23 protein-coding genes are annotated in these 21,890 nt (G+C 64.9%); 9 read left to right on the forward strand and 14 right to left on the reverse strand.

Going from position 1 to position 21,890, the window contains the following annotated elements; genetic code table 11:
- The first annotated feature begins 267 nt into the window (after window positions 1–267).
- Complete coding sequence (locus JGU72_RS22330) at window positions 268–1,950, forward strand: CocE/NonD family hydrolase (RefSeq protein ID WP_233532837.1); 1,683 nt, start codon at window positions 268–270, stop codon at window positions 1,948–1,950.
- On the opposite strand, the gene JGU72_RS22335 is transcribed toward JGU72_RS22330, so the two are convergent.
- A complete protein-coding gene (locus JGU72_RS22335) occupies window positions 1,940–3,082 on the reverse strand; it encodes a GuaB3 family IMP dehydrogenase-related protein (RefSeq protein WP_199686286.1) in 1,143 nt (380 codons plus the stop codon). The genes JGU72_RS22330 and JGU72_RS22335 overlap by 11 nt on opposite strands.
- A 127-nt stretch (window positions 3,083–3,209) precedes the next feature.
- Complete coding sequence (guaB, locus tag JGU72_RS22340) at window positions 3,210–4,757, reverse strand: IMP dehydrogenase (RefSeq protein ID WP_199686287.1); 1,548 nt, start codon at window positions 4,755–4,757, stop codon at window positions 3,210–3,212.
- Between the two features lie 193 nt (window positions 4,758–4,950).
- Here guaB and JGU72_RS22345 point away from each other — a divergent pair, with 193 nt between their 5' ends.
- The gene (locus JGU72_RS22345; protein ID WP_199686288.1) at window positions 4,951–5,355 is read left to right on the forward strand and encodes a DUF5319 domain-containing protein; all 405 of its coding nucleotides are present in this window, start codon (window positions 4,951–4,953) and stop codon (window positions 5,353–5,355) included.
- A gap of 88 nt (window positions 5,356–5,443) precedes the next feature.
- On the opposite strand, the gene JGU72_RS22350 is transcribed toward JGU72_RS22345, so the two are convergent.
- From JGU72_RS22350 to JGU72_RS22360, 3 genes are all read right to left on the reverse strand, one after another.
- On the reverse strand, window positions 5,444–6,469 hold the full coding sequence (locus tag JGU72_RS22350) for an anti-sigma-D factor RsdA (RefSeq protein ID WP_199686289.1): 1,026 nt from the start codon (window positions 6,467–6,469) through the stop codon (window positions 5,444–5,446).
- The gene (locus JGU72_RS22355) at window positions 6,462–7,040 is read right to left on the reverse strand and encodes a sigma-70 family RNA polymerase sigma factor (protein WP_199686290.1); all 579 of its coding nucleotides are present in this window, start codon (window positions 7,038–7,040) and stop codon (window positions 6,462–6,464) included. Before JGU72_RS22355 ends, JGU72_RS22350 begins: the two co-directional genes overlap by 8 nt.
- Window positions 7,041–7,165: 125 nt before the next feature.
- Entirely contained in the window at window positions 7,166–7,957 is a 792-nt protein-coding gene (locus JGU72_RS22360; protein WP_199686291.1) for a hypothetical protein, read from the reverse strand.
- A 666-nt stretch (window positions 7,958–8,623) separates the two neighbouring features.
- On the opposite strand from JGU72_RS22360, the gene JGU72_RS22365 reads away from it, so the two are divergent.
- From JGU72_RS22365 to JGU72_RS22390, 6 genes are all read left to right on the forward strand, one after another.
- A complete protein-coding gene (locus tag JGU72_RS22365) occupies window positions 8,624–8,917 on the forward strand; it encodes a WhiB family transcriptional regulator (RefSeq protein WP_199686292.1) in 294 nt (97 codons plus the stop codon).
- A gap of 170 nt (window positions 8,918–9,087) precedes the next feature.
- Window positions 9,088–9,663, forward strand: a complete 576-nt coding sequence (locus JGU72_RS22370) for a sigma-70 family RNA polymerase sigma factor (protein WP_374101148.1) — start codon at window positions 9,088–9,090, stop codon at window positions 9,661–9,663.
- Window positions 9,663–10,427 (forward strand): anti-sigma factor, encoded by a 765-nt coding sequence (locus tag JGU72_RS22375; RefSeq protein WP_199686293.1) that lies wholly within the window; start codon window positions 9,663–9,665, stop codon window positions 10,425–10,427. Before JGU72_RS22370 ends, JGU72_RS22375 begins: the two co-directional genes overlap by 1 nt.
- Window positions 10,428–10,663: 236 nt before the next feature.
- A complete protein-coding gene (locus JGU72_RS22380; protein ID WP_199686294.1) occupies window positions 10,664–11,311 on the forward strand; it encodes a fasciclin domain-containing protein in 648 nt (215 codons plus the stop codon).
- 12 nt (window positions 11,312–11,323) lie between these two features.
- Window positions 11,324–11,950: a sigma-70 family RNA polymerase sigma factor gene (locus tag JGU72_RS22385; RefSeq protein ID WP_374101144.1), complete on the forward strand. Its 627-nt coding sequence runs from the start codon at window positions 11,324–11,326 to the stop codon at window positions 11,948–11,950.
- A gap of 1 nt (window position 11,951) precedes the next feature.
- Window positions 11,952–12,695 carry an anti-sigma factor gene (locus JGU72_RS22390; RefSeq protein ID WP_199686295.1) on the forward strand — a complete coding sequence of 248 codons (744 nt, stop codon included), beginning with the start codon at window positions 11,952–11,954 and terminating at the stop codon, window positions 12,693–12,695.
- A gap of 154 nt (window positions 12,696–12,849) precedes the next feature.
- Here the strand turns inward: JGU72_RS22390 and groL are convergent, their stop codons facing one another.
- Together groL and groES are read right to left on the reverse strand one after the other, a co-directional pair.
- Window positions 12,850–14,466: a chaperonin GroEL gene (gene groL, locus JGU72_RS22395; protein WP_199686296.1), complete on the reverse strand. Its 1,617-nt coding sequence runs from the start codon at window positions 14,464–14,466 to the stop codon at window positions 12,850–12,852.
- A 125-nt stretch (window positions 14,467–14,591) separates the two neighbouring features.
- Window positions 14,592–14,891, reverse strand: coding sequence for a co-chaperone GroES (gene groES, locus JGU72_RS22400; RefSeq protein ID WP_169587852.1), 300 nt, complete (start codon window positions 14,889–14,891; stop codon window positions 14,592–14,594).
- A 378-nt stretch (window positions 14,892–15,269) separates the two neighbouring features.
- On the opposite strand from groES, the gene JGU72_RS22405 reads away from it, so the two are divergent.
- The gene (locus JGU72_RS22405; protein WP_199686297.1) at window positions 15,270–16,784 is read left to right on the forward strand and encodes an Hsp70 family protein; all 1,515 of its coding nucleotides are present in this window, start codon (window positions 15,270–15,272) and stop codon (window positions 16,782–16,784) included.
- Between the two features lie 2 nt (window positions 16,785–16,786).
- Here JGU72_RS22405 and tsaD read toward each other — a convergent pair whose 3' ends face one another.
- From tsaD to alr, 7 genes are read right to left on the reverse strand one after another with little or no spacing between them, the layout of a single operon-like run.
- The gene (tsaD, locus tag JGU72_RS22410; RefSeq protein WP_199686298.1) at window positions 16,787–17,824 is read right to left on the reverse strand and encodes a tRNA (adenosine(37)-N6)-threonylcarbamoyltransferase complex transferase subunit TsaD; all 1,038 of its coding nucleotides are present in this window, start codon (window positions 17,822–17,824) and stop codon (window positions 16,787–16,789) included.
- The gene (gene rimI, locus JGU72_RS22415; RefSeq protein ID WP_199686299.1) at window positions 17,821–18,306 is read right to left on the reverse strand and encodes a ribosomal protein S18-alanine N-acetyltransferase; all 486 of its coding nucleotides are present in this window, start codon (window positions 18,304–18,306) and stop codon (window positions 17,821–17,823) included. The genes tsaD and rimI overlap by 4 nt, the downstream gene beginning before the upstream one ends.
- Complete coding sequence (gene tsaB, locus JGU72_RS22420) at window positions 18,303–18,956, reverse strand: tRNA (adenosine(37)-N6)-threonylcarbamoyltransferase complex dimerization subunit type 1 TsaB (RefSeq protein ID WP_199686300.1); 654 nt, start codon at window positions 18,954–18,956, stop codon at window positions 18,303–18,305. Before tsaB ends, rimI begins: the two co-directional genes overlap by 4 nt.
- 46 nt (window positions 18,957–19,002) lie before the next feature.
- Window positions 19,003–19,188 carry a hypothetical protein gene (locus JGU72_RS22425; RefSeq protein WP_199686301.1) on the reverse strand — a complete coding sequence of 62 codons (186 nt, stop codon included), beginning with the start codon at window positions 19,186–19,188 and terminating at the stop codon, window positions 19,003–19,005.
- Window positions 19,189–19,197: 9 nt separating this feature from the next.
- Window positions 19,198–19,665, reverse strand: coding sequence for a tRNA (adenosine(37)-N6)-threonylcarbamoyltransferase complex ATPase subunit type 1 TsaE (tsaE, locus tag JGU72_RS22430; RefSeq protein WP_199686302.1), 468 nt, complete (start codon window positions 19,663–19,665; stop codon window positions 19,198–19,200).
- Complete coding sequence (locus JGU72_RS22435; RefSeq protein ID WP_199686409.1) at window positions 19,658–20,701, reverse strand: alpha/beta fold hydrolase; 1,044 nt, start codon at window positions 20,699–20,701, stop codon at window positions 19,658–19,660. Before JGU72_RS22435 ends, tsaE begins: the two co-directional genes overlap by 8 nt.
- A gap of 17 nt (window positions 20,702–20,718) precedes the next feature.
- A complete protein-coding gene (gene alr, locus JGU72_RS22440) occupies window positions 20,719–21,888 on the reverse strand; it encodes an alanine racemase (protein WP_199686303.1) in 1,170 nt (389 codons plus the stop codon).
- Between the last annotated feature and the right edge of the window lie 2 nt (window positions 21,889–21,890).

A 21,890-nucleotide genomic window follows, 5' to 3' on the forward strand; every position in this document is an offset into this window, starting at 1 on the left:
GGAGAACCTCCACTACGTCGACGGGCTGTGTCGATTACTCACGAGTATCCACCAATTGGAACTCGCCGAAGTGCGGTCCCGGCAATCATGCCGTCGTACGGTACTTGTGGTTATCGAGTCTCGACCTGCGACCGCAATGACGAAAGCGACCCGCGCCCGATGTTGTGCCGAGCAAGATCCTTTGCGACGATCGCCGCCTTCGCCTGCCTGACGGCATCCGCCTATCCGCACACGGCCGTCGCGCAGGCCGAATTCTACAAACAGACAATGCATTTCGCTGTCCTGATCGGACCGGGCGACGACGTCGCCTGCGACATCGTCGCCGACCTCTACACGCCGGTCGCCGCAGACGCCGGGAACAAGGTGCCGGCGATCGTCACGACCAGCGGCTTCGCGCAGTCGAAGGAAGAACTCGTCCGGCCTGCCACGCTTCTCGCACGGGATGGCTATGCGGTGCTCGCGTATTCCGGACTCGGCTTCGGCGGATCCAGCTGCAAGGCCACGATGGACAGTCCCGACTACGACGGCAAGGCCGCCAGCCAGCTGATCAGCTTCCTCGGCGGACGCGAAGGAATCGCTTTCACGGGCGCGGACCACCTGATTCCGGTACCAGCACCGGACTACATCGTCACTGACGCGACGGACCGCGATGGTATTGCACGCGAGCATGATCCACGCGTGGGCATGATCGGCAACTCCTACGGCGGCCAGGTCCAGTTCGCCGTCGCGTCGATCGATTCGCGCGTCGACACGATCGTGCCCGCAGTCACCTGGAACGACCTGTCGTACTCCCTGGCGCCGAACGACATCGATTCCGGAGCCGGCGTCACATCGGCAGTACCGGGCGCCGGAAAGCTGCTGTGGGTCCTCGGCCTGACCGCAATCGGCGCGGCAAACCCCGGCGTCGCCGGGTACGCAGCCGATCCGGAGCGCGCAGTACCGTGCCCGAACCTGACCCCGGAACTGTGCGCGACGGTCGCGACCGGACTACCGCGCGGTTACCCCGATCCCGGTCAAATCGCTTTCATGCGTGCACATTCCGTCGCAAGCTACGTAGACCGGATCAAAATTCCGGTCCTCCTCATGCAAGGCGAGAACGACACCCTGTTCAACCTGAACGAAGCACGAGCGACCTACGACGCGCTGCAGAGCCAGGGCACCGAGGTCAAGATGATCTGGCACTCGTGGGGCCACTCCCTGACTGAACCCGCGATCGGCGAGCTCTACGGCGGAGATCCGAACGAGCGCTATCAAGCCCGGCGAATTCTCGACTGGTTCGATCATTATCTGCGCGACAGCACCGTGTCGACCGGCCCCGAATTCGCATATTTCCGCGACTGGGTGCCCTACTCGGGCAACGCCGGTGCCGCCTACGCGAGCGCGCCGACCGTCGACCCGGGACTACCCACAGACCTCTTCCTCGCAGGAACCGGACTCACCCAGCAACCGCTTGCCCTCGCACCGCCACAGACGTTCCTGACTGGACCCGCCGGACTACCGACAGCAACCCACGCGCTCGACCCACGGCCGACAATCGCAATTCCGGAAGCCTCGATCCCCGGCACCTTCGCCCGCTGGACAGGTGCGCCGCAAACTGCGCCGCTCGACGTTGTCGGTTCACCCAGGTTGTCGTTCACCCTCGCAACGGAACGACCCACCAACGGGTCCCTCGAGGACGCCGTCGTCGTGTTCGCGAAGCTCTACGACGTCGGCCCCGACGGTTACGCCGAACTGATCAACAATCTGGTCGCACCGATGCGCATCGTGAATCCCGCCGCGCCGGTGCACGTCACGCTCCCCGCAATCGTGCACCGGTTCGACACCGGCCACAGCGTCCGACTCGAAATCGCGGGCGGTGACCTCAACTACCGCGGCGGACTGGTCCCCCACGTGGTGACCGTCCCGTCGGGTTCGTCGCAGGTGCTGACGCTCCCCGTCGTCACGCCCTGACGGTGAGCCCGACCTTCTGGAATTCCTTCAGATCCGAGTAACCCGCCTTCGCCATCGAACGCCGGAGTCCACCAACAAGATTCAGCGAACCGAACGGGTCGTTGGAAGGCCCGATCAAGACCTTGGCCATGCCGGGTCGGTCGCCGGCAGGCGTCACAGGCAGCAGTGCACCGCGCGGCATCGACGGATGCGCGGCGGCAGATGGCCAATACCAGCCACCACCGGGCGCCTCTGACGCCAAAGCCAGAGGGACACCCAGCATTGCTGCATCCGCACCACAAGCAATGGCCTTCGCCAACTGCCCGGAATTCGCGATATCGCCATCGGCGATGACGTGCACGTACCGGCCACCGGTCTCGTCGAGATAGTCACGACGCGCGGCAGCAGCGTCGGCGATCGCGGTCGCCATCGGAACGCCGATACCAAGAACCTCGCCGGTCGATGTCGCGCCCTCGAACGAGCCATAGCCGACGATCACGCCCGCAGCGCCGGTCCGCATCAGATGCAACGCCGTGCGGTGATCGCTGACGCCGCCTGCGACGACCGGAACGTCGAGATCAGCGATGAAAGTCTTGAGGTTCAGCGGGTCGTCACCACTTCGGCCGACATGCTCCGCCGAAATGATCGTGCCGTGCACGACAAGCAGATCGATCCCGGCCTGCAACAAAACGGGCGTCAAAGCCTGCGCGTTCTGGGGGCTCACGCGCACAGCGGTCGTGACACCCGAATCGCGGATCGACTTTATCGCCGCACCGAGCAGGTCCGGCTGCAAGGGCGCCGAATGCAGCTCCTGCAACCGCGTGATCGTCGCATCGGGATCGTCGTCGCTCTCCGCGACCTCGACCAGCTCTTCCAGGACCTTCTCGACGTCAGCGTGACGCGCCCACAGACCTTCGCCGTTGAGAACGCCGAGCCCACCCAGCTTGCCGAGCTCGATCGCAGCAGCCGGCGACATCAACGCGTCGGTCGGGTGCGCAAGAATCGGAATGTCGAACCGATAGGCATCGATCTGCCACGCCGTGGAAACCTGACTCGAAGACCGCGTCCGACGCGACGGGACGATGTTCACATCGTCCAACTCGTAAGTCCGTCGGGCTGTCCGGCCCATGCCAATCTCGACGAGGTCGCGCACTCGCGCCCCTTCCTGTGTTTATTGCCTCGCTGCGCTCGGCTTGTTCGTGGGCCCTGCTCCCGCCTCGCGGTTGCGGGCCCGTCCCTGCCGATCAAATCCGTCCCTGCTGATCAATTGCAGTATGACGCTAGCGGGCTGCGTAGTTGGGCGCTTCCACGGTCATGGTGATGTCGTGAGGATGGCTCTCTTTCAAACCCGCCGCGGTGATCTGCACGAACTGCGCCTCCTGCAGTTCCGCGATCGAATTGGAGCCTGTGTAGCCCATCGCGGCACGCAATCCACCGGTCAGCTGATGAATGACCTGGTTCAGCGGCCCCCGGAACGGCACCCGCCCCTCGATACCTTCCGGAACGAGCTTGTCCTCCGCGAGGACGTCGTCCTGGAAATACCGGTCCTTGGAGTACGACTTCGTTTTACCGCCCTGGCCACGCCCCTGCATCGCGCCGAGCGAACCCATGCCGCGGTAGCTCTTGAACTGCTTGCCACCCACCAGAATCAGTTCTCCGGGTGACTCGGCGGTGCCCGCGAGCAACGAACCCAGCATCGCCGTCGACGCACCGGCAGCGAGGGCTTTCGCAATGTCGCCCGAGAACTGAAGTCCACCGTCCGCGATCACTGGCACGCCCGCGGGCTTGCACGCTGCGACCGCTTCGAGAATCGCCGTGATCTGGGGCGCACCGACACCGGCGACCACGCGGGTCGTGCAGATCGATCCGGGCCCCACGCCGACCTTCACTGCGTCGGCACCCGCCTCGACGAGCGCACGTGCACCCGCGCGCGTCGCGATGTTCCCGCCGACGACCTGGACTCGGCTGCCTACGTTGGCCTTGACCTTGCTGACCATCTCGAGCACCTGGACCTGGTGACCGTGCGCGGTGTCGACGACAAGCACGTCGACGCCCGCGTCGACCAGCGCCATCGCACGGGCCCAGGAATCTTCACCGACACCGACCGCGGCACCCACGAGGAGCCTGCCGTCTCGGTCCTTGGTCGCGAGCGGATGCTGTTCTGTCTTGACGAAGTCCTTGACAGTGATCAGACCGGTCAGATGACCCTTGCCGTCGACGATCGGCAATTTCTCGATCTTGTGTCGCCGCAGCAGGCCGAGTGCGGCCTCGGCCGTCACACCTTCACGCGCGGTGATGAGGGGCGCCTTCGTCATCACATCCGCGACCTGGCGGCTCTGATCCACCTCGAATCGCATATCGCGATTCGTGATTATTCCCACAAGACTGCCGTGGCCGTCCGTGACCGGAAGGCCGGAAATCCGGAAGCGCGCGCACAGGGCGTCGACTTCGGCCAGTGTGTCCGTGGGCGTACACGTGACGGGATCGGTGACCATACCGGCCTCGGAACGCTTCACGGTCTCGACCTGAGAGGCTTGATCCGCCGCGGAAAGATTGCGATGCAGCACGCCCATCCCGCCGGCGCGCGCCATGGCAATAGCCATCCGCGCCTCGGTCACGGTGTCCATCGCGGAGCTGACAAGCGGGACACGGAGCTTGATTTCCCTGGTCAGGAAGCTGGACGTGTCGACCGCACTCGGAATGAGGTCTGACGCAGCCGGCAGTAGAAGCACGTCATCGAACGTCAGCCCGAGCATCGCGATCTTGTTCGGGTCATCCCCACCTGTAGGCACCCGCACGCCGCCGATCGGTCCACCGGGACTAGTCATTCGAATCAGGCCCTCCTGAAAGCTTCGTCGACAGCTTGGAACAGACGCCATCTTCGTGTATTCGATGACTGCTGAATGTCTGCGCGCCAACGATTATTCCCTTTGGCGTGGCATCCATGCTATCGGGCCGCGCAGAGGCCGCGTGACGCGTAACGGCTGGCGCAGACCCACTGCGACTGCGTACCGTTGTGTTGTGCGAGACCAACTGCCTCCAGGCCTGCCGCCGGACCCCTTCGCCGGCGACCCCGCCGATCCCTCGGCCGCGCTCGACGAGATCGAGCCCGGCCAGCCGCTCGATCCACATGAGCGGCTCGCGGTAGAAGAAGATCTTGCCGACCTTGCTGTTTACGAAGCGCTGTTGGCCCACCGTGGGATTCGCGGACTCGTCGTCTGCTGCGAAGACTGCAAACAGGACCACTATCACGACTGGGACATGCTCCGCGCGAACCTCCTCCAGCTGCTGGTGGATGGCACGGTGCGGCCACACGAGCCCGCCTACGACCCGCAGCCCGAGGCGTACGTGACGTGGGATTACTGCCGCGGCTACGCGGACGCGTCCATGAACGGTGCGCTACAAGACGGCGGATTCGACAGCTGAGCCGTCCAGCGCGCTCCTAGAGCCACAAGAAGGGCCCAGCGATTCGATCGCTGGGCCCTTCTTCTGTCTGAATGCTGTGAACTCTGAGCTAGCTCACCGGCGCTGCGGCGGTAGTGGTCGGCAACTCGGCGCTGGGCTCCTGGGGCTGCGTTGTCGTCGGCTCCTCGATCACAGGCGGCGGCGTGGTCGTCGGTTCGACGACCGGGGGCTGCTCGGCAGTGGTCTCGACCGGCGTTGTCGGATCCGTGGTCGTATCGACCGGCGGGGGCGGCGACAGCAGCACGCTGGTGTCGATCGTCGCCGCTTGGCTCGGATTCGGGTCGGTAGCCGAGGTAGCTGCGGTCCTGCGGGGATCGGCCGGGTCGACGGTGGGCCCGACCGGCAGGTCCGTGGTCGTTGCTTCGGGCGCATTGGCCGATGTCGTCGAGACAGGCGATGTCGGTAACGGGAACACCGGCAGCTGCTTGCGCACTTCGTCCGCGAGCTTCGACAGTTGCGTCACCAAATCCTCGCGCTGACCCGCATCGTTCACGCCACTGACGCGAGTGGAGGCGCGCTCGAGCACACGCTGGGCTTCCTGCGGATTCCCGGCTGCGATGAGCTCTTCGGCTTCTTGCAGGTCGGAAGTGGTATCGATGTTCGCGACCGTGGAATCTGCCTGGTCGCTGAAGACAACTTGCTTCACCTTCCAGAGCGCGTCGCCAGGCTCGGCGTTGTACGAGAAAGCCGTCATCGCACCGACGACGACCGCGATTGCGGCTGCGGCGCCGATGATCGGACGGACGATGCGCAACTTGCCACCGGCGCGAACCCGTGCGGTACGTGCACCAATTTCCTGATTTACTGCCGCTACCACCGCGTCGAGATCCGGCGCCGCCGGCAACGGCGGACCCGTCAGCTCGGCACGCCAGCTCGCGAGCAACGTTGCGATCTCATATTCCTCGGCACTGTCGGTCGCTACAGGGCCGTCACTCGCGATGGCGTCGATCAGTTCGTCGTCTCGGCGGACTGCTGCAATGTCAAGCGGTCCACTCTCACCGACAGCGGACTCAGCGGAAGGATCGCTATGCTGCGATCCCGCGCCAAAGCGGCCGCGCTTGCCATCCCTAGCCATATATGTCACCCGCCTTCGCCACTTGTGTCTTGAGCTTCGCGATAGCCCGATGTTGGGCTACCCGTACTGCACCCGCGGTACTCCCGACGGCCGCCGCAGTTTCCTCGGCCGACAGGCCGACTACCAGGCGGAGAATCAGAATCTCGCGATGCTTCTCGGGAAGTGTCGCGAGCAGAGTTTCCATCTGCCTGCTTGCCTCCGAGTCGAGAGCCTGTTGCTCCGGTCCTTCGTCGGTGGAGATTACGTCTGGAACTTCGGCCATCGGGTCCGCTTTGTTACGGGATGCGTTTCGATGGGCGTCAGCTACCTTGTGTGACGCGATTCCGTACACGAACGCCATGAACGGCCGACCCTGGTCTTGATACCGAGGCAAGGCCGTCATCACAGCGAGGCATACCTCCTGCGCCACATCGTCTGCAGAGAGCTGCCCACGCTCTGCAGAACCGACCCTCGCTCTGCAGTAGCGCACAACCAGGGGCCGGACAATCTGAAGGACCTGGGCTAAAGCGGACCTATCGCCCTGCGCTGCGGCAGCGACGGCGGAGTCCAACTCCTCACCCGCTTGAGTCATCGTCAGCGAAATTCCTGGCGTTACAGTGGCACGGCCCCCGACCGGGTGTGCTTCCGCCCACAAGCGGAACGAATCAACAATAGCTACCGAAGTGATCGAAGATCGATTCCGCACCGCAGACGAGATCACATTGTGCGAAAGCTGCCGCCGAAACTTTCGATCTCACGGGCTGATTCGAGTGCGGACGCCATTGCGGCGGAACCTTCGTCACCACCGGCCAGTAGCATGGCGGCGGCCCAGCGCAACGGAAGAAGTCGCTGCTCAGCGCATTGCTCGACGACCTCACCCGCGAGCGCGCGGGATTCGTCGACACGGTCGACAGCACTCAACGCAGCCGCAACGAGTAAGCGGGACTTCACTTGATGCCGCAGTGACGAATGTTGCATCGAATGGCGATAGCCGGCCTCTGCGAAGGCCAGCGCCGGGATTCCCGCACCACCCGCAAGCGAAATTTCGGCAGCTACCCACTGAAATCGGATGCGCTGACGCCACAGCGCCGGAGTCTCGCGCTCTGCACTGAGTTCATCGTCACAGCGCTGCAGCAAGCGCCTGCCCAGCGGCAATCGGCCCGATCCGAGCGCGTCGGCAGCGAGGCCGGTCAGCGCGTCGAAGTGTGCCTGCCGCGCACTGGGCTCAGCACCCGCACGGGCTGCCAGTGCCAGCGCGGCACCGTCCTGGACAGCGGCAAGGCGGTGCCACCCGAGCTGCCGCAAATACGACGCAGCGGTGCTGCGGGCCAACGATTGGAGCGCCGGCTGCGTGCGGGCGAGAACTCGAAGCCGCGCCAGTTCCGAACGCGCAGCGCTGTATCGCCCCTGGCCGCCCAATGCGACGGCCCGGAGCCAGACCTCGTCCGCGTTCGTAGCGGCCGGCAGCGGCGCGGTGCCCGGCGCAGCGCCGAAAGCAGCGGCCTCCAAGGGGCCCGCCGTCGCGTGTGGCGCACAGTCAATTGCTCGCGATGGGTCCTGAGTCGGCACGGCGACAACTGTAGGTTGCGGCGGTCCGCGCCTTGCCCGAGTCCCGCGCAAAACACAAGATTTACAATCGGCACGAATTGTTTCGCGCACGTAAAACTCCGCAGCTGCAACGATTTGTAATCGTCGGTACGCATACTTCGAAAGGCGAAAACCGCGGCCGGGAAACACAGGATTCAACGGATTCCCACAACTTCGCGCGACCCCGATACGGGCAGCGGAACGACACCGTCCGAGCCCCCGCGCGCCTCCACCCGTCGTACTGAAATATAGCTCCAACTGCACTTATCCGGAGTTGGCCGACTACCGGGGAGACCCCGGGCCGGCGTCGCCCGGTTGCCGTGCAGCAACGTCCGACGACGGCCGAGCAGCACGGCAAGCAGAGAATGTAAACATATTGCAGGTTAATTCTCGGCCAGCAAGTTATGGAAATTCCCACGCGGCGAAACTATTGACGCGTTTTCGCACCGCGCCCTAACGTTGCTCTTCGCCGCCACTGGAAGAGCACGACGGTGTGCGCATAGGACAGGCGGCGTTTCGACACCGACTCGGGAGCACCGGCAGCGCTCGCGCTGCCACCCCCGACGAGCTCGCACACGAGGAGTTCACATGCCACAGCCGACGCACCTTCCCGGGCCGAACGCAGACATCTGGGACTGGCAGATGCGCGGCCTTTGCCGCGGAGTCGATTCGTCGGTGTTCTTTCACCCCGACGGCGAGCGCGGTCGCGCACGGTCCCAGCGCGAGATGCGCGCAAAAGAAATCTGCCGGCAGTGCCCCGTGCTCGCACAGTGCCGTTCGCACGCCCTGAACGTCGCCGAACCGTACGGAATCTGGGGCGGAATGTCGGAAACCGAGCGCGAACTGCACTCTCGCCGGGTTCGTAGGCGCATCGCGGTCTGACCGCGCTCGGCCCTGCGAATCGGGCCCCGCACCGGCTCCTGGTCGATCGACTGGCGATTGTTACAAAAACGCCATCGATCAGGGTTAACGTTGTGACCGATGATCTCGATCGGATACCTGTGACGGAACAACGCGCAACCGAGCCCGAAGATGCGCGATGCGCAACCGACATCGGTCGTGTGCGCGCTGCGCGACGCGATGAAGCTGCCGCCCTCGACAAACTGCTGCAAAGAACCGCCGGGGGCGACAAGGGGGCTTTCGCTGCGCTCTACGACCTCACGAGCTCCCGTGTCTTCGGAATGACCTTGCGGGTTCTTCGCGATCCCGGCTTCGCCGAGGAAACCTCGCAGGAGGTCTATCTGCAGGTCTGGCGAACGGCCGGCAGCTTCGACCCAGCAAAAGGATCCGCGCAATCCTGGCTCATGACACTCGCGCACCGGCGCGCGGTCGACAGGGTTCGCTCGGAGCAGTCCAATACCGATCGCGAGATCGTATACGAATCCAAGAACAACCCCGGCGAGTTCGATCAGGTGACAGAAGAGGTCTGGGATCGCATTGAGCGCCGCGCTGTATTAGAGTGCCTCGACACGCTTACGCCGACGCAGCGCGAATCTGTTGCGTTGGCGTATTACGGTGGACGTACATATCGCGAGGTAGCTGCCGACCTCGGGGTAGCCGTACCCACTATCAAGTCCAGGATTCGTGACGGACTTATACGACTCAGAGGATGTTTGGGGGTGGGCTGATGGACGACGAGGCAATCGACCTCGCACATGCCTACGCACTCGACACCCTCGATGAAGCTGAGCGACAGGCGGTCACCGCCTTTCTCGACGGCGCGGACGAGACGCTGCGCGGCGAGTTCGAGGCAACGGTTCGGCAAACCCGTGAGACGCTAGCCACCCTGAGTTCGACCGTTGCGGTCGACCCGCCTATCACGCTGCGCGCGCGGTTGCTCGAGCAGATCGTCGACACACCGCAGGATCGAGTCGAGCCCAAGCCTGTCACCAGCGAGTCGGCGGACGCCGTCGCGCCGCCTACCTCACTGGCCGAACGGCGTGCACGTCTGCGCCGTTGGCAGCTCGCGGTCGTCGCCGCTGCCGCAGCCGTCGTTTTACTGGTCGGCGGGGCAGTCGTCGGGTACAACATGCGCGACCAGGCCACTCAGTCCGTCACCGAAGCAGTGCTTGCCGCTCCCGACGCACGAACCATCCAGACGCCGCTCACCGTGGGCGGAGTCGCGACAGTCGTGTATTCCAAAGACGAGAACGCGGCCGTGCTCCTGATCGACGACCTGTCCGGACCACCGGCCGATTCCGTGTACCAAATGTGGCTGATCGACAAGGAGCCGGTTTCCGCGGGCATCATCGCGCCCGACCAGGTGTCTGCGATAACGACCGCGGTCATCGAGGATGTCGGCAGCGCGTCTACGTTGGCCTTCAGCGTGGAGCCGCCCGGCGGCTCCCCCGCGCCAACCACCGATCCGTTCGCGGCGATCTCGCTGGCCTGATCGGACACCGGATTCGGCGCTGACTCGCCCGTACGACCGGGTCGATTCGCGCCGGAAATCCGATCGGTGCCATCTAATCAGCCTCGCGTGACGAATCGCTTGTGTGAGGAATTCGCGCGGCTGACTGCTCCACCAGATTCGTGCCTCCGCGAAAACTCGTCACAGTTCGTTCCATCCGGGTCGGGACATGCTCCGAATTCCATGGGACATCGACACTTTCAGGGAAGGCACAACCAATGCCACTCGGCACCTCGCGACTTGTCGTCGCAGCAGCAACCATAGGCGTTGCGCTGCTTGGCTTGTCGGCGTGCTCGTCCGATGAGAGTGACTCGAACGAAGCGACCTCCAGCGCCACGGAAACAACGGCGGCGGTGACGAGCGGAGCCGAACCGGCTGCCGCTCTGGTGGGTCCGGGCTGCGCAGCGTATGCGGCGGCGAATCCCGACGGCGCGGGCTCGGTAACCGGTATGGCGCAGGATCCGGTAGCCGTCGCAGCCGGTAACAACCCGCTGCTCACGACCCTGACAGCAGCCGTATCGGGCCAGCTGAACCCGAAGGTCAATCTGGTCGACACCCTCAACGGTAGCGAGTTCACCGTCTTCGCGCCCGTCGATGACGCGTTCGCGAAGATCGACCCCGCGACCATCGAGACGCTGAAGACCGACGATCCCCTGCTTACGAAGATCCTCACGTACCACGTGGTACCGGGCAGGCTGGCACCCAGCGAGATCGCGGGCGAGCTGACAACGGTCGAAGGCGGAAAGGTCTCGGTCAGCGGGTCCGGCGACACGCTGAAGGTCAACGACAGCAACGTCGTGTGCGGTGGAGTGAGCACCGCGAACGCGACTGTCTATCTCATCGATTCAGTACTGATGCCGCAGTGACGCGGTAGCGCCATGAACAGGACTGTAGTGACCGACGAATCCGAGCTCAGCTGCCCGACCGATATGGCCTATGTGGTAGCGGCGCGGACGGCCGAGACCGCCGAGCTGGGCGCGCTCTTGGAGGCTACCGCGACCGGCGATACAGGCGCCTTCTCGGAACTGTACAAACGCACGTCATCGCGGGTTTACGGGATGGTCCTGCGGGTTCTGCGCGACCCCGGTTATGCGGAGGAGACCGCACAAGAAGTCTTTCTGCAGATCTGGAAGCAGGCCGGCACGTTCGACACTGCAAAGGGTTCCGCGATCGCGTGGATGATGACGCTCGCACATCGCCGCGCCATCGATCGGGTGCGATCGGAGCAGTCCAGCGCCGACCGCGAACACGTTTACGAAACCCGGAACTATCGGGACGAGTTCGATCAGGTGACAGAAGAGGTGTGGCGGCGTTTCGAACGCCAGGCCGTCCTCGACTGCCTCAACGCGCTCACGCCGACGCAGCGTGAGTCGCTGACCATTGCGTACTACGGCGGACTGTCCTATCGCGAAGTAGCCGACGATCTCGGCGTCGCCGTACCCACAGTGAAATCGCGGATCCGCGACGGACTGATCAAGCTCAGAGGATGTTTGGGAGTGATGTGAGATGAACGAGGCCCATCTGGACCTGGCGAATGCCTACGCTCTCGGCATTCTGGAGGACGACGAGCAACGTGCCGTACGGGCGTTGCGAAACGGATCGGACACAAGCGCACGAGCAGAGTTCGAGAACGCTGTGCGGCAAGCGCGCGAAACTCTTGCAACTGTTTCGCTGCTGACGGTCGCCACACCGCCGCCCGGACTGCTCGAGCGGGTACTTGCCCAGATCCTCGACGAGGGAGCAGCAGGAGCGACGCTGTCGCCACTACAGGCCACTCCGGTCGACGACCTCGCCGAGCGACGCAACGCGAAGTCGCGCTGGCGCTGGGCCTTGGGCGCCGCAGCAGCAGTAGCGGTGCTGGCCGGCGGTACGGTGATCGGCAATCAGTTGCGCGAAACCAACCAGACCTCGGTTGCCGAGTCGATCGTTGCCGCACCCGACCTGCAAACCGTCCGGGTCACGTTGCCCGAGGGCGGTTCGGCGACCGCGCTGTACTCGAAGGACGCCGACGCAGCGATCGTGATGATGGTCGATGTTCCCCCGGCAGGCCCCGACTCGGTGTACCAGATGTGGCTCATCGCGGGAACTGAGCAACCGAAGTCGGCAGGCCTCCTGCCCGACCTCGCGCCGACGACCACGGCCGTGCTCACCGACTTGGACAACGCGTCGACGCTGGCGTTCAGCGTCGAACCGACCGGCGGCTCCGAGCAGCCCACAACCACACCTTTCGCGGTCCTCACGCTTGCCTGAAGCGCCGCACTCCTTTTCGGGATCCGCATCGACTTTCTGGCCGTCAACCGGTGCGGATCCCGAGGAGGAGTGCGGCCCTGAGGGTTTCGCAACAAACGACGAAGGCTCCCGGACGATGTCCGGGAGCCTTCGTGTGTTCGTGTCTGCAGAAAACTCAGTGACCGTGGCTGTGGCCGTGGCCTGAATCTTCCTCTTCTGCCGGCTTGTCGACGACAGCGCTCTCGGTCGTGAGCACCATGCGCGCGACTGAGGCAGCGTTGACGACCGCCGACCGCGTCACCTTGACGGGGTCCACGACGCCGTCGGCAAGGAGGTCGCCGTAGGTCAGCGTGGCAGCGTTGAAGCCGTGGCCGTCGGCCAACTCGGCAACCTTGCTGATCACGACTGAGCCTTCGGCACCGGCATTCGTGGCGATCCAGAACAGCGGGGCCGACAGCGCGGTGCGGACAACCCGAACGCCGAGTGCTTCGTCGCCGGACAGCGAATCCGCGAGCGCGTCGAGAGCCTTGCTCGCGTGAACCAACGCGGAACCACCGCCGGGCACGATGCCCTCTTCGACAGCTGCCTTGGCTGCGCTCACCGCATCTTCGACGCGGTACTTGCGCTCCTTGAGGGCGGTCTCCGTCGCGGCACCGACCTTGATGACGGCAACGCCACCGGCGAGCTTTGCGAGCCGCTCCTCGAGCTTCTCGCGGTCCCAATCGGAATCTGTACGCTCGATTTCCCGGCGCAATTGGCCGACGCGACCGGCAACTTCTTCGGCCGAGCCAGCACCCTCGACGAGGGTGGTGTCGTCCTTCGTGACGACCACACGACGTGCGGACCCGAGCAGATCCAGGCCGGCGTCGCGCAGCGAGACACCGATGTCGGACGTGATGACCGTGCCGCCGGTGACCACGGCGAGGTCGTCGAGGAACGCCTTGCGGCGATCACCGAAGAACGGCGCTTTGACCGCTACGGCCTTGATCGTCTTACGGATGGCATTGACGACCAGGGTCGACAGCGCCTCACCCTCGATGTCCTCGGCGATGATCAGGACCGGCTTGCCGCTGGTTGCGATCTTCTCGAGCAGGGGCAGGAAGTCGGGAAGCGAGCTGATCTTCTCGCGATGAAGCAACACGAGCGGATCTTCGAGAACTGCCTGCTGCGTGTCGACGTCGGTGATGAAGTACGGCGACAGGAAGCCCTTGTCGAACTGCACGCCTTCGGTGACGACGAGCTCGGTGAGCAGGGTCGAAGACTCCTCGACCGTCACGACGCCGTCCTTGCCGACGGTCGTGAGTGCCTTGCCGACCATGGTGCCGATCTCTTCGTCACGTGAAGAAACGGTCGCGACCTGCGCGATCGACTTCTCGCTGTCGACCGGCGTCGCGGCGGCGAGCAGAGCTTCCGACACCGCGTCGGCTGCCTTGGCGATACCCGAACCGAGTGCGATCGGGTTGGCACCTGCGGCGACATTCTTGAGGCCGGCGCGGATCAGCGCCTGCGCGAGCACCGTTGCGGTGGTCGTGCCGTCGCCGGCAACGTCGTTGGTCTTGGTCGCAACGCTCTTGACGAGCTGCGCACCGAGGTTTTCGAACGGATCGGACAGGTCGATCTCACGTGCGATGGTGACGCCGTCGTTGGTGACGGTCGGTCCACCGAACGCCTTCGCGAGCACGACGTGGCGACCACGCGGCCCGAGGGTGACGCGTACGGCATCGGCGAGCTGGTCGACACCGCGCTCGAGAGCCCGGCGAGCCTTCTCGTCGAACTCGATAAGTTTGGCCATTCTTTTCGCTACTCCCTTTTCAAAACTTGCGCTGTCGGAATCGTGCGCGAACGCACACCGCCCCGGATCCGAAGAATTCTCGGTGCCGGGGCGGAATGCGAGCGGGGTTTCTGTGAAACGCCTGCTTACTTGGTAACGACTGCCAGCACGTCGCGCGCCGACAGGATCAGGTACTCCTGGCCGCCGTACTTGATTTCGGTGCCGCCGTACTTGCTGTAGATAACGGTGTCGCCTTCTTTGACGTCGACCGGGATACGGTCGCCCTTCTCGCTGACCCGCCCTTCGCCAACGGCAATGACGGTGCCCTCTTGCGGCTTTTCTTTCGCCGTGTCGGGGATGACCAGGCCGGAGGCAGTCGTCGTCTCGGCCTCGTTGGCCTGGACGAGGATCTTGTCCTCGAGCGGCTTGATGTTCACGCTCGCCACGATTGAGCCCTCCACTTTCAGGGGTTCTCCGGTCCGGGGCTCATCCCCGGACTAGTCGGTTTGGTGCTGTTCGATTCTCACGATGATGACCCTTCGCCGAATCCCGTCGTCGCGGGTGCCGGGATCAAGCTCGGTGTCACCTAGCACTCTATACACGCGAGTGCCAGCGCTCAAGGGTGGAGTGTGCTGATTCGAGTCCGCTCTCCGCGAAACGCTCCCATCGATTTCCAATGTGATCTTCGTTTCTGTAACGTTCAGATAACGGAGGAGACTGTATTGTCAGAGTTGAGACATTTCGCGTGCCGGAGCTTGGAGGAGCCCGCACATCGATCTGACTCACATCGAAACGAGGGGACCCCTGCCGGCAGGAGGTGAACTATGCGTACCGCACTGGGTGTATCAGCTGGTAGCGAAGTAGTTGGTTCAGTTCTGCTGACTACTGCGCCGAACGGCGCGCAAACCACCGAGTACCGCGTCATCTCAGCTGACGAAGAGGCCAACACCGATCTCGGCGAGCTCATTGCGTCGTCGATCGAGCTGATGACGACACAACTTCCCAGCGAAACCATCCAGCCGGATGGCATCGCTGTCGCGTATCGAACGAAAGATCAGACTCAGCACATCCGCTCGGCCGTCGGCAGCAGGCGGCACGACCTGCAATTGGTTCCGGAGACGGCCGCGGCGTTGACGTATCTGCGCAGTACCGGCGAGGTCGCGCAACACGAAACGATCGCGCTCTTCGATCTCGGGGCCACCGGGCTCACTGTCACCGTCATCGATCAGGTTGACGGAACTGTGCACGATTCGCGCCGCACAGACGCTGTCAGTGGGCGCAAGATCGACGACCTCGTCTGCGACTACCTGCTCGCGGAACATTTCGCGAACGACCGAACCGAACGACCGAGCAGTGAACGACTCGGCGCAGGAACCCTGTTGCGGCGCGCCCGCGCGGCGAAAGAACATCTGTCCTCCAGCGATGCAGTCACGATCGATCACGTCGCGGGCCGCCCGCTGAAACTGACGCGCGAGGAGTTCGACGACCTGATCAGCGCGCAGTGCGCGACAGCGACCGCGTTCGCCAAGGACGTGTTCGACGCAGCGCCCCACCGTCCTGGAATCGTGGCGGTCATCGGCGGTGGCGGAAACATCCCGGCCATCCACACGGCACTGGTCGACGCGCTGGACCTGCCTGTGCTCACCGTCGACGAGCCCGAAGCGGTCATCGCCAAGGGCGCCGCACTACTCGCAGATTCGGCCGGTCCGCTGGCGTTTCCGATCGTCAGCATGGGCACCGACGCGCCGATCGGCACCTTCACAAAGGTCGCGGGAGCGCTCATCGGCGCGTTCGTGGTCGTCGGACTGGTCATCGGCTACGGCGTGCAGGCACTTTCACCGGCCACCGACGACACCGGCAGCGTGTCACCGGCTGGGACGAGCAGCCCGCAGACAACCGAACAGCTCGTGACGACCGAACCGACGACCGCTGCCCCCATCGTGAGCGAAACCGGGGCATCGTTCCCGACCTACGAATCGCCCGGTGGTAGCGCGCCTACGACGACCATCCGGCACGAGGCACCCCGGGAGTCGTATTCGAGCGCCGAGGCTTCGTCGTCGACCTCGACCACCACGACGACCACCACGCGGACACCCGTACCGACTCTGCGTCCGGCGCCGGACCTGCCGATGATTCCGTGGCCGGAGATTCAGCGCTTCTTCCCGCGGCCGAACACACCGGCACCTTCTGCCACCGCCACGCCGACGGACGAGAGCCCGCAGAGCGAGGCGCCGCAGCCCGACGGGACCGAATCTCCGACTCAGGACGAAACCAGCACGGAGACAACCGAACCCGCGACACCGCTGAACCGACCGGACACCGGTTCCAGCGGCGGCTAGTTCTACGCGACGACCTGGCTGACGGCCACCGACAAGCCCGGATCCGTCGCCGCGGTGAGCTTCGACGGGGCCGCCCCACCGGCAACGATGTGTGCGCCCAGGGACGCGATCATCACGCCGTTGTCAGTGCAGAGCCGCGGCTTGGGCACCCGCAGCCTGATTCCCGCGTCCTCGCATCTTTCCTGCGCCATGGCACGGATTCGTGAGTTTGCAGTCGCGCCGCCGCCGAGCACGAGGGTGTCGACCCCGGAGTCGCGCGCCGCCCGGACGGCTTTCATCGTGAGAACGTCGGCAACTGCTTCCTGAAAACTCGCGGAGATGTCCGCGATCGGAAGTTGTTCGCCCGCACGTTCCTTCGCCTCGACGAAGCGCGCGACGGCTGTCTTCAGACCTGAGAAGGAGAAGTCGTGCCGGGCGTCGCGCGGACCCGTCATCGCACGCGGGAACGCGATCGCAGATCGATCCCCTTCTTGCGCAGCAGCATCGAGCGCCGGACCGCCCGGGTATCCGAGGCCCAGCAGCCGCGCGACTTTGTCGAACGCTTCGCCGGCCGCATCGTCGACCGTGCTGCCCAATTCCACGATCGGTTGCCCCAGGTCCGTCACATGCAACAGGTGGGTATGGCCACCCGACACCAGCAGTGCAACGCACGCCGGCATCGGACCGTGCTCGAGGGTGTCGACGGCAACGTGGCCGCCGAGATGATTCACGGCGTAGAACGGCACATCCCAAGCGGCTGCATATGCCTTGGCGGCAGCAACGCCGACCAGCAGCGCACCCGCCAGACCCGGACCGATCGTCACGGCCAAGGCGTCGGGTTTCGCGATTCCGGCCGCCGCCAGAGCCCGCCGCATCGTCGGAACGATCGCTTCGAGGTGCGCCCGCGACGCGATTTCGGGTACGACCCCGCCGAATCTCGCGTGCTGATCGACGCTCGACGCGACTTCGTCGGCGAGCAGTACGCAGGTTCCGTCCGACCGCCATTCGACGATCCCGACGCCGGTCTCGTCACACGAGCTCTCGATCCCCATCACGATCATTGGCTGTCCTTCTCGCGAGCCGGCATACACATCGTGTAAGCATCGGCACCGCTCGGTTGGTAGTACCGCGGCCGTGTTCCGACGATCTCGAATCCGAACTTGCGGTAGAGCGCTATAGCGGGTTCGTTGTCTGTCCGCACCTCGAGATAGACCGGGCCGCCGTGCTTTTCGGAGTGCCGCAGGAGCGCGGTCAACAGCTGGGCACCGACGCCGAGCCGGTGATAATCGGGATCGACACCGATGGTGTGGACCTCGGATTCCGGGCTGAACCTGTTGCCGAGCAACGCAACTCCCGCGTACCCGACAAGCGCGGTGCTCGCGGCGGCAGCGAATCGTGCTGCGTAGTAATGATTATGGCGCGCAGCGAGTTCGGAGCGGAACGCGGCAGCACTCCAGGGATCGTCGCCCGGAAAGAGCACCTGCTCGAGCTCGGCGCACCGGTCGACGTCCGCGACGGTGAGCGGGTCGATCGTGATCGTCATTTCTTTCGGCCTGCAGCGGCGACTGCGTCCGGGCGTCGCAGGTAGAGCGGAACCAGCGGATCGGGGGTCGCACCGGCGGTGAGTTGCGCTGCGGCCGCGCCGACCAGGCCAACCGGCGACGGGCTTTCGGTCGGTTCGACCGGCAGGTCGAAGTAGTCGACGTGCTCGGCCGCACCGGCGATGATCTGCGCGGACCCGACGTCGAGGTCGGCAGGTTTACAGACCGCGGGGCCATCGACTCGGCGTCCCGCCTTGTAGCGCGCCCAGTACACCTCGCGACGCCGAGCGTCGGTGACCACGAGCAGTTCCCGATCGGTCGCCACAGCTTGTGCGATCGCGTCGAGGCTGCAGACCCCGTAGACGGGAATCCCGAGGGCGTCACCGAACGCAGCCGCCGTCGCCATGCCGACGCGCAAACCGGTGAACGGACCGGGCCCGGTTCCGACGACGACACCGTCGAGATCGGTCGGCTTGTAGCCCGCCTCGGCGAGGCATTCCAGGATCTGGGGAGTCAGCACCTCTGCGTGCGCGCGCGAACTCACCGTCAACCGGCGAGCGAGTTCACGGATGGATGCGGGTTCGGTGCCCCCGAATTCGACGACACCCGCAGTAACTGCGCTGGTAGAGGTGTCGACCGCAAGTAGCAGCATGATGGATCAACGATACCCGGTGGCTCGGAGAGACCTGCGTCTCATGTCAGGGACGCTGCAGCCAACCCTGTGCGCGCCGTTCTTCGTACTCGGCGTCGGTCAACGGGCGCTTGTTCCTGGGCTTGCGCTCGGGCGCGTTCCCCGGTTCGGAGCCGATCGGGCCGCGATGTACCCATCCCTGTGCCCGGTGAAAGTCGAAGTATGTGTCGTCATCGTCGCGTTCTTCGGCCATCGATTCACTTCACCGCCGCTCTGCCGCGTCGCGCCATTCCCAGGAAACGGTTCGGACGTCGGATTCGGGTTCACGGCGCAGTGCAACGAACAGATGGCGTTGCGCAAGTTGCTCGACGAGACCCGCACCCCATTCGACCACCACAACCGCACGGCGCAGGTCGGTGTCCAGATCCAACGCGTCCAGCTCGTCGAGTGCGTCGGGTCCGGTGCCGAGCCGGTAGGCGTCGACATGCACCATGCCGACCGGATCCGCCCCGGACCGCTCACCAGGCTTGTGCTGGCGGGCGATGATGAACGTCGGCGAACTCACCCGGCCAACAACCCCGAGGCCGGCACCGATTCCCCTGGTGAGAGCTGTTTTTCCGGCGCCGAGGGGACCGTCGAGAATCACGAGGTCACCGGCGGTCAGGCCCGCGGCGAGTTCGCGGCCGAACGCTTCGGTATCTGCCGCGGTCGGCAAGGTGCGCTCAGCCAACGTGCGACGGGTTTCTGTGCCGGACGAATTCGGTTGCGCGGTCGACCAGGCGGTCGAGTGCGTCGTTGACCAACTCCGGGAACTCGAGGTGGACCATGTGGCCTGCGTGGTGCACCTGGACCAACTCGGCATTCGGCAATGCCGCCGCGAGTCCGGTCGCCGAGGAGAACGGGATGACCGGATCTGCGTCGCCCGCGAGCACGAGCGCCGGGAGGTCCGCGAGCACCGCGACCGACTCGGTTTCGTCGTGCAATTCGAGCGCCCGCAAGAACTGCACGACCGTGACGACCGAGGTGCCGTCGATCATCGCGTACGTGAACTTGGCGATGCTCGGGCTGACGTCGGTCCGGAACGATGCCGCGTGCAGGATCGGCCAGATCAGATTTCGCGCTGTTGCTCGCCCGAATTGCACGAGGGCTGGGGAGGTCCGGACGGCGAGCCGGAATCCGTCGACTGCCGGATGGGCAAGATTGCGCGCGATGCCGCGCCGCGCGATCCCCTCTGCCGCAGTCGACAGCAGGCCGACCCCGACCACCTTGGCAGCGAACAATTCCGGGAACTGCCTGGCCGCGGCGAGAATGCTCATCCCGCCCATCGAATGCCCCACCAGCACAACGGGACCGGTCGGCGCGACAACCCTGACGACTGTCTCGAGGTCCGCGGCGAGCTGGTCGATCGTGGCGTGATCGTCGGCCGGCATTCCCGAAAGTCCGTGGCCGCGCAAGTCGTGAAACACGAGGCGGACGTTGTCACCCCAGCGGTCGGCCAGCATTCTGCGCTGCAAGTGGAAGGACGTCATTCTGTTGCTGAAGCCGTGGGAGAAGATCACGGTCAGCGGCGCGTCTTCGGGTCCGCTTTCACGGACGGCAAGCTCGACGCCGTCGTCCGCCCGGACGACCCGCGCGCGGTCCTCGTCGATCAGCGCGAAGTTCTCGTCGGCAAAGTTGTCGGGTTTCTTCGGCCGCACCGAGCGCTGAACCGCGCGCGCCGCGCCCACGCCGACCAGTGCCACCGCGCTCGCCGTCCCGCCGATCATTCCTGCCCGCCGGATTCTCACTGCGAACCATTCCCTCCGACATATCGCCGGACCGTTCTGCCCCGCATTCCGGTGACAACCTCGTAGTGGATCGTGCCGAGCGTATCGGCCCATTCCTGCGCTGTTGCTTCGCCATTCGCGCCGGTCCCGAACAGCACCGCGCGATCACCTTCTTGTACACCGGCGCCGTCGGGTCCGAGGTCGACGACCAGTTGATCCATACACACCCGACCGATGCTAGGTCGGCGTGCGCCACCGAGCAGCACGTCGAACCTGCCGCCGAGCGCCCGCGGTATCCCATCGGCGTAACCGACCGGCAGCAACGCAACTGTTGTATCGCGTGGTGCGATCCACTCGTGGCCGTACGACACACCCTCGCCGGCGGCCACCGCTTTCACGAGCGCAACTCGCGCGCTCACGGTCATCGCCGGTACCAGCCCGAACGTGCCCAGCTCAGGAATGGGTGACAACCCGTAGATCGCAATTCCCGGCCGAACCATGTCGAAATGCAGATCCTGACGTGTGACCGTCGCAGCAGAGTTCGCAAGATGGACGACCTCGGGCACGAGACCGTTCGCTTTCGCGGCAGCGACCGCGTCGACGAACCGTTGCCGCTGCGTGTCGTTCATCGGGTGCTGCGGTGAGTCCGCCAGTGCGAGGTGGGAAAAGATGCCGCGCAGTCGCAATGAGCTCGACAAGTCCGCAAGCGCATCGAGTACCAGCGGATACTCCTGCTGCGATGCCCCGTTCCTGTTGAGTCCGGTATCGACTTTGACGGCAACCGTTGCGGGCGCACCGACCGCCTTGGCTGCGGCCGCAACTGCGGCAACGTGCTTGACGGACGAAACGCCGATCTCGACATCGGCGCGAATCGCAGCGGCAAAGTCGGCGTCGGCGGTGTTGAGCCAGCACAGAATCGGAACATCGATCCCGGCCTTTCGAAGCTCGAGGGCCTCGGCGACGGTGGTCACCCCGAGTTCCCGCGCGCCACCGGCGATCGCCGCGCGCGAGACCGCGACAGCGCCATGGTTGTATCCGTCCGCCTTCACCACGGCCATCAGTGCGCCATCACCCGCATAGCCGCGCAGCGTGCGGACATTCTGGGTAATGGCGTCGAGGTCCACGACGAATTCCGCTTGGGGCTCGGGAGCGGACGGGTCGGCGGTCACGGGAAACGATCCTGCCATCG

The organism is Antrihabitans auranticaus, assembly GCF_016481275.1.
Taxonomy (GTDB): Bacteria; Actinomycetota; Actinomycetes; order Mycobacteriales; family Mycobacteriaceae; genus Antrihabitans.

Coding starts and splice junctions, on each gene's coding strand:
- JGU72_RS22330 (WP_233532837.1), top strand. CDS start 268: ATGCATTTCGCTGTCCTGATCGGACCGGGCGACGACGTCGCCTGCGAC.
- guaB (WP_199686287.1), bottom strand. CDS start 4,757: ATGACTAGTCCCGGTGGACCGATCGGCGGCGTGCGGGTGCCTACAGGT.
- JGU72_RS22350 (WP_199686289.1), bottom strand. CDS start 6,469: ATGGCTAGGGATGGCAAGCGCGGCCGCTTTGGCGCGGGATCGCAGCAT.
- JGU72_RS22355 (WP_199686290.1), bottom strand. CDS start 7,040: ATGACTCAAGCGGGTGAGGAGTTGGACTCCGCCGTCGCTGCCGCAGCG.
- JGU72_RS22365 (WP_199686292.1), top strand. CDS start 8,624: ATGCCACAGCCGACGCACCTTCCCGGGCCGAACGCAGACATCTGGGAC.
- JGU72_RS22375 (WP_199686293.1), top strand. CDS start 9,663: ATGGACGACGAGGCAATCGACCTCGCACATGCCTACGCACTCGACACC.
- JGU72_RS22380 (WP_199686294.1), top strand. CDS start 10,664: ATGCCACTCGGCACCTCGCGACTTGTCGTCGCAGCAGCAACCATAGGC.
- JGU72_RS22385 (WP_374101144.1), top strand. CDS start 11,324: ATGAACAGGACTGTAGTGACCGACGAATCCGAGCTCAGCTGCCCGACC.
- JGU72_RS22390 (WP_199686295.1), top strand. CDS start 11,952: ATGAACGAGGCCCATCTGGACCTGGCGAATGCCTACGCTCTCGGCATT.
- groL (WP_199686296.1), bottom strand. CDS start 14,466: ATGGCCAAACTTATCGAGTTCGACGAGAAGGCTCGCCGGGCTCTCGAG.
- JGU72_RS22405 (WP_199686297.1), top strand. CDS start 15,270: ATGCGTACCGCACTGGGTGTATCAGCTGGTAGCGAAGTAGTTGGTTCA.
- tsaD (WP_199686298.1), bottom strand. CDS start 17,824: ATGATCGTGATGGGGATCGAGAGCTCGTGTGACGAGACCGGCGTCGGG.
- rimI (WP_199686299.1), bottom strand. CDS start 18,306: ATGACGATCACGATCGACCCGCTCACCGTCGCGGACGTCGACCGGTGC.
- tsaB (WP_199686300.1), bottom strand. CDS start 18,956: ATGCTGCTACTTGCGGTCGACACCTCTACCAGCGCAGTTACTGCGGGT.
- JGU72_RS22425 (WP_199686301.1), bottom strand. CDS start 19,188: ATGGCCGAAGAACGCGACGATGACGACACATACTTCGACTTTCACCGG.
- JGU72_RS22435 (WP_199686409.1), bottom strand. CDS start 20,701: ATGATCGGCGGGACGGCGAGCGCGGTGGCACTGGTCGGCGTGGGCGCG.
- alr (WP_199686303.1), bottom strand. CDS start 21,888: ATGGCAGGATCGTTTCCCGTGACCGCCGACCCGTCCGCTCCCGAGCCC.